Below are 17,604 nucleotides of genomic sequence, written 5' to 3' on the forward strand. Positions count from 1 at the left end.
ACACTTTAGTGTTTCTAATTTAAGAAAAGTGGCGAAAACACAGCATTTTAATAAATAATAAATCACCTGAAATCTATTTTTACCTTTATTTTAGTTGATAAACAACTATAAAAACGACATTATGAACTCTACTATAAAAAATATTCTTGCCATTATTTTAGGATGGATTGGCGGCAGTATTATTAATATGGCTTTAATACAAGTCGGACATTCTATTTATCCTATTCCAAATATTGATATAAACAACATGAATGCCTTATCGAAAGTTATGCCAACATTAGGGACTAATTATTTTATATTTCCGTTTTTAGCACACGCTTTAGGGACTTTTGTCGGCGCGATAATCGCTTATAGTATGGCGACAAATAATAAAATGAAGTTTGCTTATATTATAGGAGTGTTCTTTTTACTGGGCGGAATTATGATTAATTTTATGATAACTGGTCCTCTTTGGTTTATCACCGCCGATTTGCTTTTAGCATACATTCCGATGGCGTGGTTAGGTGGTCAATTAGCTCAGAAAATATCAAAAAAGTAATGTATTAATAGTGTTTTTTAAAGTTAAACAAAAAAACCTGTATGATTTCATACAGGTTTTTATAAAACTATTAAACAGTATTTACATTTTAAATAACGGTAAGTCACTCATCATTGCATTTACTTTTCCTGCTATTTTTTCTAAGACCTCTTCATTTTCGTAATTTGTAATAACTTCATCAATAAGCGCTACAATACCACTCATATCTTCTTCTTTTAATCCACGAGTTGTAATAGCGGCAGTTCCTATTCTAATTCCAGACGTTACAAATGGCGACTTATCGTCGAAAGGCACCATATTTTTATTCACAGTAATGTCAGCTTTCACTAGTGCTTTCTCGGCGTCTTTACCGGTGATATTTTTATTGCGCAGATCTATTAACATCATATGGTTATCTGTTCCACCAGAAATAATACCATATTCTTTTTTCATAAATGCGTCGGCCATTGCCGCAGCATTTTTCTTCACTTGAAGCATATACGTTAAAAACTCATCGGTTAACGCTTCTCCAAAAGCAATTGCTTTAGCCGCAATAATGTGCTCTAAAGGCCCGCCTTGATTTCCTGGAAAAACACCAGAGTCGAGAAGAGAAGACATCATACGTAAGTTTCCGTTTTTCAATTTTAAGCCAAACGGGTTTTCAAAATCTTTCCCCATTAATATTAACCCACCTCTTGGACCTCTTAATGTTTTATGTGTTGTTGTTGTAACAATATGACAATGCGGAATTGGATCGTTTAAAATACCTTTTGCAATTAATCCGGCAGGGTGCGATACATCGGCTAATAAAATAGCATTGACACTATCTGCAATTTTACGAAAACGCTCAAAATCCATATCTCTAGAATACGCTGAAGCGCCAGCAATAATTAACTTTGGCTGCTCCTTGGTTGCAATTTCTTGAATTTTATCGTAATCTATTAATCCCGTTTCTTTATCGACACCATAAAACACAGGGTTGTACAATCTACCAGAAAAATTTACTGGCGAACCGTGTGTTAGGTGACCTCCGTGAGATAAATCGAATCCTAAAATTTTATCTCCAACACTTAAACACGCGTGGTAAACAGCCGTGTTTGCCTGACTTCCAGAGTGTGGTTGCACGTTAGCATACGCTGCGCCAAATAACGTTTTAGCTCTATCTATCGCAATCTGCTCTACCTCATCTACAATTTCACACCCGCCATAATACCTTTTTCCAGGATAGCCCTCTGCATATTTATTGGTTAAAACAGAACCTGCTGCTTCCATAACTTGATCACTTACAAAGTTTTCTGAGGCTATTAGCTCTAAACCGTTAAGCTGTCTTTCTTTTTCAGCATCAATTAATTCAAATATTTGTTCGTCCCTTTGCATAATATTTTGTTAGTGTTAAATAAGAACCAAAAATAAGAAATTGATTAGTTATAAACTTGAAAAAACATATATTTACTCCTAAACGTAACTATTTTAACAAATGATTAATTTCAATCTCGTTTTTTTCGATTTTATTCTTGTAAAATAAAAAAAATATGTAGGTTTGGAATGATTTACAAACTTTAAAATTACACCCTTAACATGTCAATAACTGCAAATAACCCTGATAGAAAATCTTGGCTTCACGTCGATAAAAATTCAGATTTCCCCATTCAAAACATTCCTTTTGGAGTTTTTCTTACTAGGGACGATATAATAACTATTGGAACTCGAATTGGTGATACAGCTATAGATTTGGGAGCTTTACACCAATTAGGTTATTTTGAAGGAATACCATTAACCGATGATATTTTTCTTCAAGATACTTTAAACGATTTTATTGCCGACGGTCGTAAAACTTGGCGTTTAGTAAGAAATAGAATTGCGGACATTTTTGATAACGAAAATGGGACGCTAAAAAACAACATACAACATAAAGAAACTGTTCTTTTTAGATTGGATGAAATCGAAATGCAATTACCGGTTCAAATTGGTGATTACACAGATTTCTACTCGAGCATAGAGCACGCAACAAATGTGGGAACTCTTTTTAGAGATCCAGAGAATGCTTTACTACCCAACTGGTTACATATTCCGGTAGGCTACCACGGTAGAAGTTCGTCTATCATTCCATCGGGAATTGATGTGCACAGACCACAAGGTCAAACATTACCGGCCGGAGCGAACGAACCTGTTTTCGGACCTTCAAAATTAGTAGATTTTGAATTAGAAATGGCGTTTATTACTACCGATGCTAACGATTTAGGAGAACCTATTCCTATTGATGAAGCGGAAGAATACATCTTCGGATTAGTTTTATTTAACGATTGGAGTGCTAGAGATATTCAAAAATGGGAATACGTGCCACTAGGGCCTTTCTTAGCGAAAAGTTTCGCCTCGTCTATTTCTCCTTGGATTGTTACATTAGATGCTTTAGAACCTTACAGAATACAAGGCCCTAAACCTTTAAAAAAGCAATTGGAATACTTACAACAAAAAGGAAAAAAAGGTTTTGATATTAACTTGGAAGTGGCACTTCAGCCTGAAAAAGCTAAAGAAACGGTGATAAGTAAATCTAACTTTAAATATATGTATTGGTCTATGGCGCAACAACTAGCGCACCACACTATAAATGGTTGCCCAATAAACTCGGGAGATATGATGGGTAGTGGAACCATTTCTGGCCCAACTCCAGATTCTTACGGATCGATGTTAGAATTAAGTTGGAGAGGTGAAAAACCACTTACAATGAATGACGGTACCGAGCGTAAATTTATAAATGATAACGATACGGTTATTATGAGAGGTTACTGTGAAAAAGATGGAACACGTATTGGATTTGGAGAAGTAAAAACAAAATTATTACCTGTTTTTAATGCGAAGAAAAACAAGTAATAAAAATAGTATAAATACATATAAAAACAGCCTCTTAAATTTAAGAGGCTGTTTTTTTTGTTCCTTGCTATAAGTATTTATGTCACTGCAAAAGCAGTAATTAGATTTTAGATTAAATTTAGCTCCAACAGAAGACCACAAATTACATTTCAAATTACAACACATTATTCCTCAAAACGTTCCCGCTTAGCAAGTTTACTAGCGATAATACTTATTATTAATAGTTGTGACGCGTGAAACAGCATAAGCGGCAATAAGATAATACCTACGGTTGCCATATTACCAAATATAATTTTAGAAAATACCGTGCCGTGCACCAACGATTTCTTAGTACCACAAAATTGTACCGTAATTTGGTCTTCTTTATTTAAGTTTAATTTTCTTGCCGTAAACCCGGTGACTAAGAACACGATTAAAAAGAGTACTAGTACACCTATAAAAAGCACACCTAAATCTAATAGCGACACAGCGCTAAAAATGTTTTTATAGAAAGACTCCGCAAAGCTTTTATAAATAATTAATAGAATGATAGACTTATCAAAAAGGGTGAGTTTAGCACTATGTTTATGAGCAAAATTATTAGTGTAGCGCTGTAAGAGTAAGCCCAAAACAACAGGCAGAAGTATTTGAACTATGAGCTTGATGTAAATAGAAGTAAAATCATAATGCGTTTGGGTATCGTTTATAAATAACCCCATCCAAAGTGGTGTAATCGTAATACCGATAATCCCGGATATACTCGCGTTAAAAATCGCAGCTGGAACATTTCCTTTTGCCATAGAAACCATAACAACAGACGATGATACTGTCGATGGCAGCGCGGCTAAGAAAAAGAACGCCAACCACATCGTTTCTTGCTCTTGATTTTGAATAAGTGGCCTAAAAATTAAAACTAACAACGGAAAAACTAAAAATGTAGAACCCTGGACCAAAAGGTGTAGCTTCCAGTTTTTAATCCCTTCTTTTAACTTCGTCGGACTCAATTTAAGTCCGTAGAAAAAGAATATAAGAGAAATTCCTATCGCACTAATCGTATCGATAGGAATTATGCTGCTTTCTATTCCCCATTGTGGAAAAAAGTAAGCTATAAATATTACAACTACAATAGACACAACGAATCTATCAATCTTAACCTTCATAAATGCTTGATTTCTAGGTATACTAAATAATAGCCCGAAGATACAAAACGTCTTAGTTTAACGTTAAAATTACACGCGAAATTCACTTGAAATTAAAGAGATAATAGCAACCGTGAAGTTATATAATTAAAAAACACTTTGAAAAAACACTTGTTTCTTTATATAAAACGGTTTAAATCTAAAGCATTAATAGCACCGTGACTTTCGTGTGCTACTACTACTCCATTTTTAATGACTAATAATTGCGGTGACTCGTGAAGCACTTGAAATTTATAGCCCACTTCATTAGACACCGATTTAAAATTTAGTAAATCGAGATAGTATAAATCTAAATCTTCAGCAGTGAGTTCGTAATTCGATACAAACTGATTCATTGCCATACTACTAATACCACATCGTGTAGAGTGTTTAAAAACGACTTGCGTTTTTGTTTTAGAACGCTCTTCAATCGTTTCTAATTGCGACTCCGAAGTTAATAGCAACCACGGCAGCACTTTTTCTTCTTTGGGCTCACTAGAACCTCCAAACAACTTATTTATAAATCCCATAATATTTTTTGTATTTAGCAATCAGTAATCACTGATTTTATTTGTACGCTCATCGTATAAGTCGTATCTTTAATATAACCTTACATTCCGACAAAAAGTCATATCAATATTCGTGATAACAGACATTTTGTCGTTCGCTATTATTTGGTAAGATAATTGAAATATCTCGATCAAACAAAAACAAACAATAGTCTTCAGTCCTATTAATTAGAAGCGTTAGGTAAACTTCCGATAACAACCAAAGACCACAAAACATACAGCTATGGATTTTAATAATTTTACAATTAAATCGCAAGAAGCGATACAACAAGCCCAACAACTTGCACAGAGTTTAGGACATCAACAAATAGAGAATGAACATATTTTAAAATCTATTTTTGATGTCGATGAGAATGTACTCCCTTTCATTTTAAAAAAGATGAATGTCAACGTTCCTATGGTACAACAAATTTTAGATAAGCAAATAGAGAGTTTTCCAAAAGTTTCGGGTGGCGATTTAGTGTTGTCGCGCGACGCTTCAAAAGCGCTAAACGAAGCCGCTATCATTGCTAAAAAAATGAAAGACGATTATGTGTCGATTGAGCATTTAGTACTCGCCATTTTTAAATCGAACAGTAAAATTGCGCAAGTTTTAAAAGATCAAGGCGTTACAGAAAAACATCTTACAGCAAGTATTGAAGAGCTTAGAAAAGGCGATCGCGTAACGTCTCAAAACCAAGAAGAAACGTATAACTCTTTAAATAAATACGCGAAAAATTTAAACCAATTAGCCAAAGATGGGAAATTAGATCCTGTAATTGGTCGTGATGAAGAAATACGACGTATTCTTCAAATCTTATCGCGACGCACAAAAAATAACCCCATTTTAGTTGGAGAACCTGGAACTGGTAAAACTGCTATAGCAGAAGGTTTAGCTCATAGAATTGTAGATGGCGATGTGCCCGAAAATCTAGTCGATCGTCAAATTTACGCTCTAGATATGGGCGCCTTAATTGCCGGTGCAAAATACAAAGGTGAATTTGAAGAACGCTTAAAAGCCGTTATTAAAGAAGTAACTGAAAGCGATGGAAACATTGTACTATTTATAGACGAAATCCACACGCTTGTAGGTGCTGGTGGCGGACAAGGTGCTATGGATGCTGCTAACATTTTAAAACCAGCTTTAGCGCGTGGCGAATTGAGAGCGATTGGAGCTACAACCCTAGACGAATACCAAAAGTATTTTGAAAAAGACAAAGCTTTAGAACGTCGTTTTCAAAAAGTAATGGTCGACGAACCCGATACAGAAAGTGCTATTTCCATTTTACGTGGTATTAAAGAAAAGTACGAAACACACCATAAAGTACGTATTAAAGATGAAGCAATTATTGGTGCAGTAGAATTATCGCAACGCTATATTACTAACCGATTTTTACCAGACAAAGCCATTGATTTAATGGATGAAGCTGCCGCTAAATTAAGAATGGAAATCAATTCTAAACCGGAAGAGCTTGATGTTTTAGACCGAAAAGTGATGCAGTTAGAAATTGAAATTGAAGCCATTAAGCGGGAAAAAGATGAAGTCAAACTAAAAAGTTTACGTTCGGAGTTAGCGAATTTAAAAGAAGAGCGCAACGAGCTAAATGCGAAATGGAAAACCGAAAAAGCGGTTGTCGATAATATTCAGAATAGAAAATTAGAGATTGAAAACTTTAAAATCGAAGCCGAACGTGCCGAACGCGATGGTGATTATGGTAAGGTTGCCGAATTACGTTATGGTAAGATTAAAGAAGCGCAAGAAGTTTTAGAAAAACTGCAACAAGAATTAAAAGAAAATCAATCGGCGACGTCTTTAATTAAAGAAGAGGTTACATATGATGATATTGCCGAAGTGGTGGCGAAGTGGACCGGTATTCCGTTGACAAAAATGCTTCAAACTGATCGCGAAAAACTGCTAAAACTTGAAGATCAATTACACAAACGCGTCGTTGGCCAAGAAGAAGCTATTGTCGCTGTGAGTGACGCCGTAAGACGTAGTCGCGCGGGATTGCAAAACCCAAAAAAACCAATAGGCTCTTTCTTATTTCTAGGAACTACGGGAGTTGGTAAAACAGAATTAGCAAAAGCATTAGCCGAGTACTTATTTGATGATGAAAATGCAATGACGCGAATAGATATGAGTGAATACCAAGAGCGCCACGCTGTGAGCCGTTTGGTTGGAGCACCTCCAGGATATGTAGGTTATGATGAGGGTGGACAATTAACGGAGGCAGTGAGACGCAAACCGTATTCTGTGGTACTGTTAGATGAAATTGAAAAAGCGCACCCGGACACCTTCAATATTTTATTGCAAGTGTTAGACGAAGGCCATTTAACAGATAATAAAGGACGCGTTGCCGACTTTAAAAACACTATTATAATTATGACATCGAATATTGGTAGCCATATTATTCAAGAGCGATTCGCTGCTGTTAAAGACATAGACGCGGCAACTGAAGCTGCAAGAGTGGATGTTTTAGCTTTATTGAAGCAAACAGTAAGACCTGAGTTTTTAAACAGAATTGACGACACGATTATGTTTACACCGCTATCTAAGGATAACATTACCGAAATTGTGCAGTTACAATTAAAAGGTGTCGCTAAAATGATTGGTAAGCAAGGCATAACATTCAGCGCGACACCAGAAGCAATCTCTTACTTAGCAGAGAAAGGATATAATCCAGAATATGGTGCAAGACCAGTAAAAAGAGTAATACAGAAAGAAGTTTTAAATACCTTGAGTAAAGAAATACTCTCAGGAAACGTAAACACCGATAGTATTATTTTACTCGATGCCTTCGACAAAGAATTAGTATTTAGAAATCAAGGGAATTTAGTTTCCGACGCGGTCTAAATCATAAATTATTGTTAACGTAAAATAACTCAGAAAAGAGTACGTTTTCCTAGTAATGGTTAGTTAGTTTGAAAAGCAACGTTGGTCTACACTTTAGACTACGTTGCTTTTTTTTATGTCCTTTTGTAAATAACCTCTCGACTACGCTTTAAGAAATAGAGTTGAGCCTCTTCAAGCTACATCAGTTTAAAACTGTTTTCTTTTATACTTTTTAAGCAGCTACTCGGCCGTATGCAAACGGACTTTTATAGTGCTTTAAGAGCCCTTATTTACTTTAAAAATGTTTAACAATCGTTAATATCTCGTAGAATTCAGGAATTATTTCTTGAGCAAAACCACGCGTAGAAGTAATTAAATCAGTGCGTTATAATTTTAATAAGAAATAATTTTGCAGAATTAAAATAATATTTAGATATTTGTCTAAATACCTAAACATACAAAATGAACGCGTTATTTAAAGCACTGAATGATGAAACGAGAAGGCAGATTGTAGAAATGCTAAAAGAAAGAGACATGAATGCTGGAGAAATTGCAGACCAATTTAAAATGTCGAAACCTAGCATTTCGCATCATCTAGATATTTTAAAAAGGGCGGATTTAATTACAAGTGAGAAAAAAGGACAATTTGTAGCATACTCTTTAAACACTAGCATTTTAGAAGATTTAATAAACTGGATACTAACCTTAAAAAAATAAATTATGAAACTTAAAAAAGAACTTCCGCTAATTGCAATAGTATTACTGCCGTTCCTTTACATCACTTATGTATGGAATGATTTGCCAGAAAAAGTACCGATGCACTGGAATATTGAGGGAGAAATAGATCGTTATGGTGAAAAAATAGAGCTTTTATTAATTCCGTTTTTACTCCCTGTTCTCACATATGTTGTGTTTTTGGTGATTCCGAAAATCGACCCTAAAAATAAGTTGAAAAATATGGGTAACAAACTGCAGAGTTTAAAGTTTTTACTCACTACTATTATGTCTGTTTTGGCTTTGTTTATTATTTACACTGCAAAAAATGAATCGCTTACAAACCCTAATTATATAGTACTTTGTATTGGTTTGTTGTATTTAATTCTTGGAAATTATTTTAAAACAATTAAAGCCAACTACTTTATTGGGATTAGAACGCCTTGGACGCTAGAAAGTGAATCTGTTTGGAAGGAAACGCACAAAATGGGAGGTAAATTATGGTTTATTGGTGGTATTATTGTAATTATTTCTAGTTTAATTCTAGACCAAAAAGCGAATTACACGGTGTTTTTAATTGTTACAGGGGTTATTTCAATACTACCTATTCTCTACTCCTACTTTATGTTTCAGAAGGAAAAGAAAAGTGATTTAGAGCAACACGTTTAGATTTCATCTTAGGGCTAATTATAGGATTAAACGGGTACAATACTGTATTTTTCATAGTGCCAAAGTGAAACCCTATTACTCTACTATTGCTGTTGTCTTTCCTTTATAAACCGAAGCGCGACGCCTTCAAACGTCGGGAATTATTATAAGAAATTAAGTGCGCTTATCTTTCTCTTAGCTTAAAAAGGGTGAAGGAATCACTCTATTTATTAGGTGCTAAAACCACGTTTGAAGCTATAACAATTCCGCGAAAGCGTTACTACAAACCAAAAATAACGCTAAAAAAAAGCTCCTTTCATTTAAAAAAACAAGCCACACTATGGCGGCTTGTTAATTTATATTGAACTATATACGAGATAACGTTGATTAGAATTTTCTACCAACACCAATTCCGACCATTAATGGATTGATGTCTACCTCTACTGGTAATACACCTGCACCGGTATCTACGTTTACATCGGTAGATAATAATAGCTTTTTAATATCTAGATTTAAAAACCATTTATCGTCTAAATTATAATCTAATCCTGCTTGAAAAGAGACCCCGAAAGCATCGTCGTATTCCATTCCTGCCACCGCTCCTTCATCAATTTCGTAGAAAAACGTATAGTTAATACCTGCACCAATATAAGGTTTAAAATCCCCGGCGTAGAAGTGGTATTGAAGGTTTAATGTTGGAGGCAACAACCAAACGTGCCCCAAATCTGTGGTTGCTAGGCTATTTCCAACTTCAACTTCGTGTTTTGTAGTTCCTAAAATTAATTCGGCTGCTATATTTCTTGTAAAGAAGTAGGTGATATCTATTTCTGGAATGTACGACGTCGATAAATCGACATCTAAACCGTCTAAATTATCTCCTGGAGAGGGTATTACGGTTACCACTCTAAAACGTGCTTGCCATTTGTTAAAATCAGCATTCATTTTGTCATCATCTTGTGCTTGTGCGTTAAATATAAACGCAAACAACATTAGGGCACTAAAAATTACTTTTTTCATAGTATTATGTTTTAATATTATACCCCAAAAATACTTACAACACATAGCTTTAACGTTGACAAAAGTCATAGGTAAATCCTGAATTCTGTAGTAGACTGTATTTCAGGTCGGTATTACTCATAAAAAGCAGCTTTTTTATAGGATTAAATTGGGATATGCTAAAAAAGAAGTTTTCTGAAATTTATCAAGATACCGTCGCAATAATTCGCTATTTATCTTCATTATGCTCGCAGTAAATTGTATTTTTACTAGAGATAAACACCATTATTTTTTATTTATGAACCTCAATACTTTTATAGACCATACGTTATTAAAGCCAACAGCGACCAAAAATGACATTGTCACGCTTTGTAAGGAAGCTATGGAATACGGTTTTTTTTCGGTGTGTGTTAACACGTGTTATGTTTCTTTGGCGAAGCAAACTTTAGCAGGCAGTTCTGTTAAGCTGTGCGCTGTAATAGGTTTTCCTTTAGGAGCGATGAGCACTATCGCTAAAGTTGAAGAAACAAAACAAGCATTAAAAGAGGGTGCAGATGAAATTGATATGGTAATGAATATCGGTTTTTTTAAGAGCGCAGATTACACGGGCGCTGCCCACGATATTAAAGCCGTTAAACAACAAATGCCTAAACTTACTTTAAAAGTGATTTTAGAAACCTGTTACCTCGACACGACAGAAATTATTAAAGCCAGCGAAATTGCATTAGAAAGCGGCGCCGACTTTATAAAAACATCCACAGGCTTCGGGTCTAGTGGCGCCACGTTAAACACGGTACAAATAATGCTTAACGCCACTAAAAACACGCACGTAAAAGTGAAAGCTTCAGGTGGTATTAGAGATACCGCAACAGCTTTAGAGTATATTAAAATTGGAGCTTTGCGCTTAGGCACATCGAACAGTATTGCTATTGTCACTGAAAATAATAAAGATAAAAAAGCAAATTATTAAAATGAAGAAATTACTATTAGCGTCACTCCTATTACTGGTTTTTGCCTGCGGAAAAGCGCAAACGAAAGAGAAAGAAGAAACAATTCAAGTTGAAAATAAAACAACGTATTACTTTATCCGTCATTCTGAAAAAAACAGAGCTGTAAAAACTAAAAACCCTAATTTGTTAGAAAAAGGACAATCTAGAGCTGAAAATTGGGCCGAATATTTTAAATCTATTGCTTTTGATGCCGTGTATTCTACGAATTACAAGCGCACGAAACAAACAGCAACACCCACGGCGAAACAGAACAATTTAAAACTTATTATTTACAATCCGTCAAAATTAGATTACAACGCTTTTAAAGCAGGCACTAAAGGCAAAACGGTCTTAATCGTAGGACATAGCGATACCACTCCAAAATTTGTCAATACCATTATTGGAGAGAATAAATACAACGCCATCAACGATAGTATAAATAGCGCGCTTTTTATTGTAACAATTAATGGTAACGAAACAACTTCAGAAGTTTTAAATATCGAACACCAGTAATTATGAGTATACATATAGACGCTAAAAAAGGAGATATAGCGGAAACAATTTTATTGCCCGGAGATCCTTTACGTGCCAAATGGATTGCAGAAACCTATTTAGAAAATCCTACACTTTTTAATAAAGTCCGCGGTATGTTAGGCTATACCGGTACTTACAATGGCAAAAGCGTCTCGGTTATGGGTACCGGAATGGGCGTGCCGAGTATATCTATTTACGCCCACGAACTTATTACGCAATTTGGGGTTAAAAACTTAATCCGGGTAGGAAGTTCTGGGTCTTACCAAAAACACATAAAAATTAGGGATATCGTTTTGGCAATGGCAGCATCGTCCAATTCCGGCGTTAATGAATTGCGTTTTAGCGGCGCCGATTACGCGCCAACTGCCAATTTTGAGTTATTCCAGAAAGCGGTAGACACTGCAAAAAGTAAAAACATCCCTATAAAAGCCGGAAATGTTTTTACTTCGGATGAGTTTTATGCAGACGATTTCGAATCGTATAAAAAGTGGTCGAAATTTGGTGTGCTTTGCGTAGAGATGGAAACCGCTGGATTATATACAGTTGCCGCTAAACATAACGTAAAAGCCCTAACAATTTTAACCATATCAGATTCGTTAGTAACTGGCGAAGTCACCACTAGCAAAGAACGCGAAACCACCTTTAATGATATGATTGAAATTGCACTAGAATTAGCCTAATTTCAGATTATTCTACACTTACATTCTCCAATTCAATTTTAGAGAGGAGTTGTAATTTCTTATTTTTAAATAAAGCGTCAATGGTTTCTATATTGATATCGATAGTTTCGGGCTTGTAATTATTGTAATCTACAATTCTCGCTCCGTTTATATAGCGCTCATTAAACGCTTCTCTAAAACGAATACCGCCACCATTTACGTGGTATTGATATGCTAAGTAATCAAGTTTATAATCTTCAGTCGAAAACCAATACACAAACACATCATCAAAATCATCTCCGCCATTTTCTTCACTAAATGTCACTTTTATTTTATGATACGATTTTTTATTTATGGTAACCGTATCTAAATACGTTTTATAAACCGCTCCGTCATTTAATCCTACCGGTAGTATCGAGAAATAATGTACCGAATTAACGGCATTACTGTACGTATCCACTAATGAATCTGGTACTTTTACCACTTCATTATTCACAAATCGCTCAAAACGTGTATTGCTTAACACATCGCGAATTGTTCCTACCGAATCGATAAATGTGCGATTTAGAGTAAAAGCACCTCCATCGCGTACTGCTATATACGTTTTATCTCTAAACTTAAATGTAAGCGTAGACGTTAAAATAGTATCGCCACCGGCAATTTTAATCGCTTCGTTTACAATGTTAGTTGCGTTTGGTGCTGCAACTTCTGGGGTAGTATTCTGTTTACAACTTATTAAAACAGTAAGAAAGAGTAAAGGTAAAAGTATAGATTTCATTAGTTTCATTAGTTTCATTTTTTTAATTTTAATAAGACAGTATCACTTCATTTTTCTGTAAGCAATAATCAAACAGTCGGATAAAATGAGATTAAATTACATCTAGTAAAAGCAATTATTTCGTGCAACTTAGTAATTATTAACATCAATTTTAATAAAATAATCTTAAATTGATTAGCTTTGTTGTGCTATGCAAAAAAAAATAAACATACTTAATAAAAAGGCTAAGTTTCAATACGAAATTTTAGATAAATATACCGCAGGAATTGTACTTACAGGTACCGAGATAAAATCCATTAGATCGGGAAAAGCGTCCATTACCGAATCGTTTTGTGAGTTTAACGACCGTGGCGAATTATTTGTTATTAATATGACCGTTCAAGAATACCTGTATGGTAATTATTACAACCACGTCCCAAAAGCAGAACGCAAACTATTATTACACAAAAAAGAGCTTAAAAAACTTAATAAAGAGGTGCAAAATACTGGGTTAACCATTATTCCGTTGCGTATGTTTGTTAACGATAAAGGCTTAGCTAAACTGACTATAGCTTTAGCAAAAGGTAAAAAGCTATACGATAAAAGAGAAGCTATAAAAGACCGAGATAGCAAAAAACAATTAGCGCGTATTAAGAAGAACTTTTAGTTTACCATAATTTATTTATTAGTCATTACTGATGTTTTTCTGTTTTATTATTAAATTCAGTTATCTTTAGGCAACCTTTTTACTTTTAAAAGCGTCTATAATAAAACAGACCCTAAACACCCTTACTATGACCAAACCACTACTCTTTTTAGTAACGTTCTTTATTTTCCATACTTCATTTTCACAACTAACAGGCCGGGTAACTTCGGCAAGCGGAGAAAACCTTCCTGTCGTAAGTGTTTATTTAAACGATACGTATATTGGTACAACCACGAACGACGATGGCATCTATGAATTGAACTTCGCTAAAACTGGAGAGTATTCCGTTGTTTTTCAATATTTAGGGTATAAAACGTTAAAGAAATCGGTTACTATTACATCATTTCCACATACTTTAAATGCTGAATTAATAGAAGAAGATATTTCGCTGAATGAAGTCGTTATTAATTCGAAAGAAAACCCAGCAGATATTATTATTCGTAAAACTATCGAAGCTCGAGAAGCCAATTTAGAAAAGGAGAACACGTTTTCGGCCAACTTTTATTCTCGAGGATTACTGAAAATTAAAAATGCTCCCGAGAAAATATTCGGACAAGACGTTGGTGATTTAGGTGGCGCATTAGATTCTACCCGAAGTGGAATTATTTATCTTTCTGAAACGATTTCGAAATTAGAATATCAAGCACCAAAACTTTTAAAAGAAAAAATTATCGCTTCCAAAGTGAGTGGCGATGATAATGGTTTTAGTTTTAACAGCGCCAATAGCGTTAATTTCAATTTTTACGACAATACTATTACCTTAGGGAGCGAAATTATTTCGCCTATTGCCGATTATGCCTTTAATTATTACCGATACCAACTCGTTGGTGTTTTTTATGATGACAAAGGGAACCTCATTAATAAAATAGAAATCACTCCAAAACGAGAAAACGATAAAGCCTTTTCTGGTTTTGTATATATCGTAGAAGATGATTGGAGTTTATACGCCGTAGACGTTTCGGTTACTGGAAAACGCGCTCAGGTAATTCCTGTCGATGTATTTACCATAAAACAATCTTACGCTTACTCTGAAACCGATGCTATTTGGGCAAAAATATCGCAGGTTTTCGAGTTTAAGTTCGGCATTTTAGGCATTACGGGCGATGGTTATTTTACTGTTGTTTATAGTGATTACGATTTTTCTCCTAATTTTGAAGATGATCATTTTACACGTGAAATTCTTTCATTCGAAGACAATTCTAATAAAAAAGACGCTATCTATTGGTCGACAAAAAGGCCCGTTCCCTTAACGCAACCGGAAAATAAGGACTACATAAAAAAAGACAGTATTCAATTAGTAAAAGAATCGAAACCCTATTTAGATTCCATAGACGGCGCGAATAATGCCTTTAAAATTGGTGATATTATTAGCGGTTACAGTTATCAAAATTCTCAAAAATCGTATACTATTAATGTAAGTTCTCCTTTAAAAGGTGTCAACTTTAATACGGTGCAAGGTTTTAATAGCTTTTTGGATGTCAATTTCATGAAAGAGTACGACGATTTTAATAAATACCTAAGTATCGGTACGAAAATAAATTATGGTGAAGCCGATGACCGCCTGCGTGCTGTTGCTTATTTTCGTTTTAAATTCAATAATATAAACGATCGTTTTATTTCGCTTTCTGGAGGTATAAAAACCGAACAGTTTAATAGTAGCTCACCTATTTCCCCGTTAATAAATAGCATCAGCTCATTGTTTTTTGAGGATAATTATATGAAGCTTTACGACAAAAGTTTTGCTGAAGCTAAATTCTCACAAGAGTTGTTTAATGGGTTTAGCTTCTATTCTTCATTAGCTTACGAACGTAGAAAACCGCTTTTTAATCACACCGATTATACTTTTATAAACGAAGATCGCGATAGTTACACAAGTAATAATCCCAGAGATCCATTTAATTATACAAGCGCCAATTTTAGCACGCACAATATTGTAAAACTGAATGTAAATGCGCGCATCAATTTCGCCCAAAGTTTTTATAGTCGCCCTGACGGGAAATTTAATGTTACCAATAATAAATACCCAACGCTAACTGTAGGCTACGAAAAAGGGTTGGGTACGTCTGAATCTAATTACAATTTCGATGCTTTTAAATTAGGACTTCAGCAGGAAGTGGTTGTTGGTAACAAAGGGGTTTTAAACTATAATGTAAAAGGTGGTTTCTTTGCCAATGCCGATGATATTGCTTTTATCGATTATCATCATTTTAATGGCAACCAGACCAATGTTAATTTTAGAGGCTCGTATTTAAACAGCTATAAGAATTTACCTTACTACGCCCTAAGCACCAATAACAATTACGCAGAAGTACACGCGCAACACAACTTTAAAGGGTTTATTTTGAATAAAATTCCATTACTTAATAAACTGAATTACAACATGCTAATTAGCTCCAATATTGCCTACACGGAAAGTAACAAACCGTATACAGAATATGCTATAGGAATCGATAATTTAGGCTTTGGTAAATACCGTTTTTTACGAATAGATTATGTGCGCTCGTACCAAGGCTCTGGCTTTATTAGCGATGCTGTGTTGTTTGGAATTAGCTTTTAATATGTAATTAATAGTTTAATTTATAACTCTTACATTAGAGGTAGTGTACATTATGCGCACTCTAACGGCTTAACAAAACAAAAGTTAAATATTAAGAGATAAACTTGATGATTAAAAAAACTGAGGGTAATTCCGTATAAAATTAATTGCTAGTTCTAACCTACTTAGAAATTTTTATAGATTTTAGAAGTAGATTTTTATTTCCTAATTTAGTTGCTTAGCCACGAAACTAATCTTAAACAATCGCGTTTGATGCCAATTGACCACTATAATGAAAACACCAAGATTAAAAGGAATAATAGACAGACGAATTTTAATCAATTACCAAATTGATAAAGAAGTTTTGGAGAATTATTTACCAAAACCTTTTAAACCGAAATTGGTAAATGGAAAAGGAATTGGTGGAATTTGTTTAATTAGATTAAAAGAAATCAGACCTAAAGGTTTCCCTAAACAAATCGGAATTTCATCTGAAAACGGGGCACACCGTATTGCAGTCGAATGGGTAGAAAATGGAAAACTAAAAGAAGGTGTTTATATTCCAAGAAGAGACACGTCCTCTAAATTAAATTCTCTTGCTGGAGGAACACTTTTCCCTGGAATCCATCACTTAGCAAATTTTACAGTTAATGAAAAAGGCGGAAATTACGATATCAGATTTATAAGTGAAGACCAAACATCTATATCAATCCAAGCCACAGAAACACATAAGTGGAATAACGAAAGCGTATTTGAAAATTTAAAATGTGCATCTGATTTTTTTGAATATGCCTCTATTGGATACGCGCCTGATAAAAATGATTTTGACGGACTTGAATTAAAAACGAAAAATTGGAAAGTATCGTTATTGGTAGTGGAAAACGTAGAGTCGAGTTTTTTTGAAGATGAAAATATTTTCCCAAAAGGTTCTGTGAAATTTGACAATGGGCTACTAATGAAGGATATTAAACACGAATGGATTAGACTAAAAAAAATAAAAAAAACATAATACCGTATAAAATTAATTAATATTATCATTGTCAGTTGCCTTGTTTTTAAACTTCTAATTTTCCTTAGGAAAACCCTAGATATAAGACCTGCAACGCAATAACAAAGACTACAATAAACCCAATATCCTC

16 protein-coding genes are annotated in these 17,604 nt (G+C 34.5%); 11 read left to right on the forward strand and 5 right to left on the reverse strand.

Annotation, left to right across the window (positions count from 1 at the left end; translation table 11 throughout):
* The first annotated feature begins 121 nt into the window (after window positions 1-121).
* Window positions 122-538, forward strand: coding sequence for a hypothetical protein (locus tag ES676_RS03330; protein WP_148368626.1), 417 nt, complete (start codon window positions 122-124; stop codon window positions 536-538).
* 81 nt (window positions 539-619) lie between these two features.
* Here the strand turns inward: ES676_RS03330 and glyA are convergent, their stop codons facing one another.
* Window positions 620-1,894 (reverse strand): serine hydroxymethyltransferase, encoded by a 1,275-nt coding sequence (gene glyA / locus ES676_RS03335; RefSeq protein ID WP_148368627.1) that lies wholly within the window; start codon window positions 1,892-1,894, stop codon window positions 620-622.
* A gap of 201 nt (window positions 1,895-2,095) precedes the next feature.
* Between glyA and fahA the strand changes: the two genes are divergently transcribed.
* Window positions 2,096-3,388 carry a fumarylacetoacetase gene (gene fahA / locus ES676_RS03340; RefSeq protein WP_148368628.1) on the forward strand — a complete coding sequence of 431 codons (1,293 nt, stop codon included), beginning with the start codon at window positions 2,096-2,098 and terminating at the stop codon, window positions 3,386-3,388.
* A 164-nt stretch (window positions 3,389-3,552) separates the two neighbouring features.
* Here fahA and ES676_RS03345 read toward each other — a convergent pair whose 3' ends face one another.
* Window positions 3,553-4,527: a bile acid:sodium symporter family protein gene (locus tag ES676_RS03345; RefSeq protein ID WP_148368629.1), complete on the reverse strand. Its 975-nt coding sequence runs from the start codon at window positions 4,525-4,527 to the stop codon at window positions 3,553-3,555.
* A gap of 158 nt (window positions 4,528-4,685) precedes the next feature.
* Window positions 4,686-5,075, reverse strand: coding sequence for a bacillithiol system redox-active protein YtxJ (gene ytxJ / locus ES676_RS03350; RefSeq protein ID WP_148368630.1), 390 nt, complete (start codon window positions 5,073-5,075; stop codon window positions 4,686-4,688).
* A 262-nt stretch (window positions 5,076-5,337) separates the two neighbouring features.
* On the opposite strand from ytxJ, the gene clpB reads away from it, so the two are divergent.
* The 3 genes from clpB (at window position 5,338) to ES676_RS03365 (ending at window position 9,309) form a co-directional block, all read left to right on the forward strand.
* Entirely contained in the window at window positions 5,338-7,947 is a 2,610-nt protein-coding gene (gene clpB, locus ES676_RS03355; RefSeq protein ID WP_148368631.1) for an ATP-dependent chaperone ClpB, read from the forward strand.
* Window positions 7,948-8,388: 441 nt separating this feature from the next.
* Window positions 8,389-8,643 (forward strand): autorepressor SdpR family transcription factor, encoded by a 255-nt coding sequence (locus ES676_RS03360; protein WP_148368632.1) that lies wholly within the window; start codon window positions 8,389-8,391, stop codon window positions 8,641-8,643.
* Between the two features lie 3 nt (window positions 8,644-8,646).
* Complete coding sequence (locus ES676_RS03365) at window positions 8,647-9,309, forward strand: SdpI family protein (RefSeq protein WP_148368633.1); 663 nt, start codon at window positions 8,647-8,649, stop codon at window positions 9,307-9,309.
* A gap of 366 nt (window positions 9,310-9,675) precedes the next feature.
* Here the strand turns inward: ES676_RS03365 and ES676_RS03370 are convergent, their stop codons facing one another.
* Window positions 9,676-10,305, reverse strand: coding sequence for an OmpW/AlkL family protein (locus ES676_RS03370; RefSeq protein WP_148368634.1), 630 nt, complete (start codon window positions 10,303-10,305; stop codon window positions 9,676-9,678).
* Window positions 10,306-10,582: 277 nt separating this feature from the next.
* On the opposite strand from ES676_RS03370, the gene deoC reads away from it, so the two are divergent.
* From deoC to deoD, 3 genes are read left to right on the forward strand one after another with little or no spacing between them, the layout of a single operon-like run.
* A complete protein-coding gene (gene deoC, locus ES676_RS03375) occupies window positions 10,583-11,254 on the forward strand; it encodes a deoxyribose-phosphate aldolase (protein ID WP_148368635.1) in 672 nt (223 codons plus the stop codon).
* Window position 11,255: 1 nt separating this feature from the next.
* A complete protein-coding gene (locus ES676_RS03380; RefSeq protein ID WP_148368636.1) occupies window positions 11,256-11,786 on the forward strand; it encodes a phosphoglycerate mutase family protein in 531 nt (176 codons plus the stop codon).
* A gap of 2 nt (window positions 11,787-11,788) precedes the next feature.
* Window positions 11,789-12,487, forward strand: coding sequence for a purine-nucleoside phosphorylase (gene deoD, locus ES676_RS03385; RefSeq protein WP_148368637.1), 699 nt, complete (start codon window positions 11,789-11,791; stop codon window positions 12,485-12,487).
* Between the two features lie 7 nt (window positions 12,488-12,494).
* On the opposite strand, the gene ES676_RS03390 is transcribed toward deoD, so the two are convergent.
* The gene (locus ES676_RS03390; RefSeq protein ID WP_148368809.1) at window positions 12,495-13,244 is read right to left on the reverse strand and encodes a DUF6503 family protein; all 750 of its coding nucleotides are present in this window, start codon (window positions 13,242-13,244) and stop codon (window positions 12,495-12,497) included.
* Window positions 13,245-13,434: 190 nt separating this feature from the next.
* Between ES676_RS03390 and smpB the strand changes: the two genes are divergently transcribed.
* The 3 genes from smpB to ES676_RS03405 all read left to right on the forward strand — a co-directional run bounded on the left by smpB (window position 13,435) and on the right by ES676_RS03405 (window position 17,474).
* Complete coding sequence (smpB, locus tag ES676_RS03395; protein WP_148368638.1) at window positions 13,435-13,890, forward strand: SsrA-binding protein SmpB; 456 nt, start codon at window positions 13,435-13,437, stop codon at window positions 13,888-13,890.
* Window positions 13,891-14,017: 127 nt separating this feature from the next.
* A complete protein-coding gene (locus tag ES676_RS03400) occupies window positions 14,018-16,486 on the forward strand; it encodes a DUF5686 and carboxypeptidase regulatory-like domain-containing protein (RefSeq protein ID WP_148368639.1) in 2,469 nt (822 codons plus the stop codon).
* A gap of 271 nt (window positions 16,487-16,757) precedes the next feature.
* Complete coding sequence (locus tag ES676_RS03405; protein WP_148368640.1) at window positions 16,758-17,474, forward strand: DUF2071 domain-containing protein; 717 nt, start codon at window positions 16,758-16,760, stop codon at window positions 17,472-17,474.
* The last annotated feature ends 130 nt before the right edge of the window (window positions 17,475-17,604 follow it).

The organism is Bizionia saleffrena (assembly GCF_008086175.1).
GTDB classification, from domain to species: domain Bacteria; phylum Bacteroidota; class Bacteroidia; order Flavobacteriales; family Flavobacteriaceae; genus Bizionia; species Bizionia saleffrena.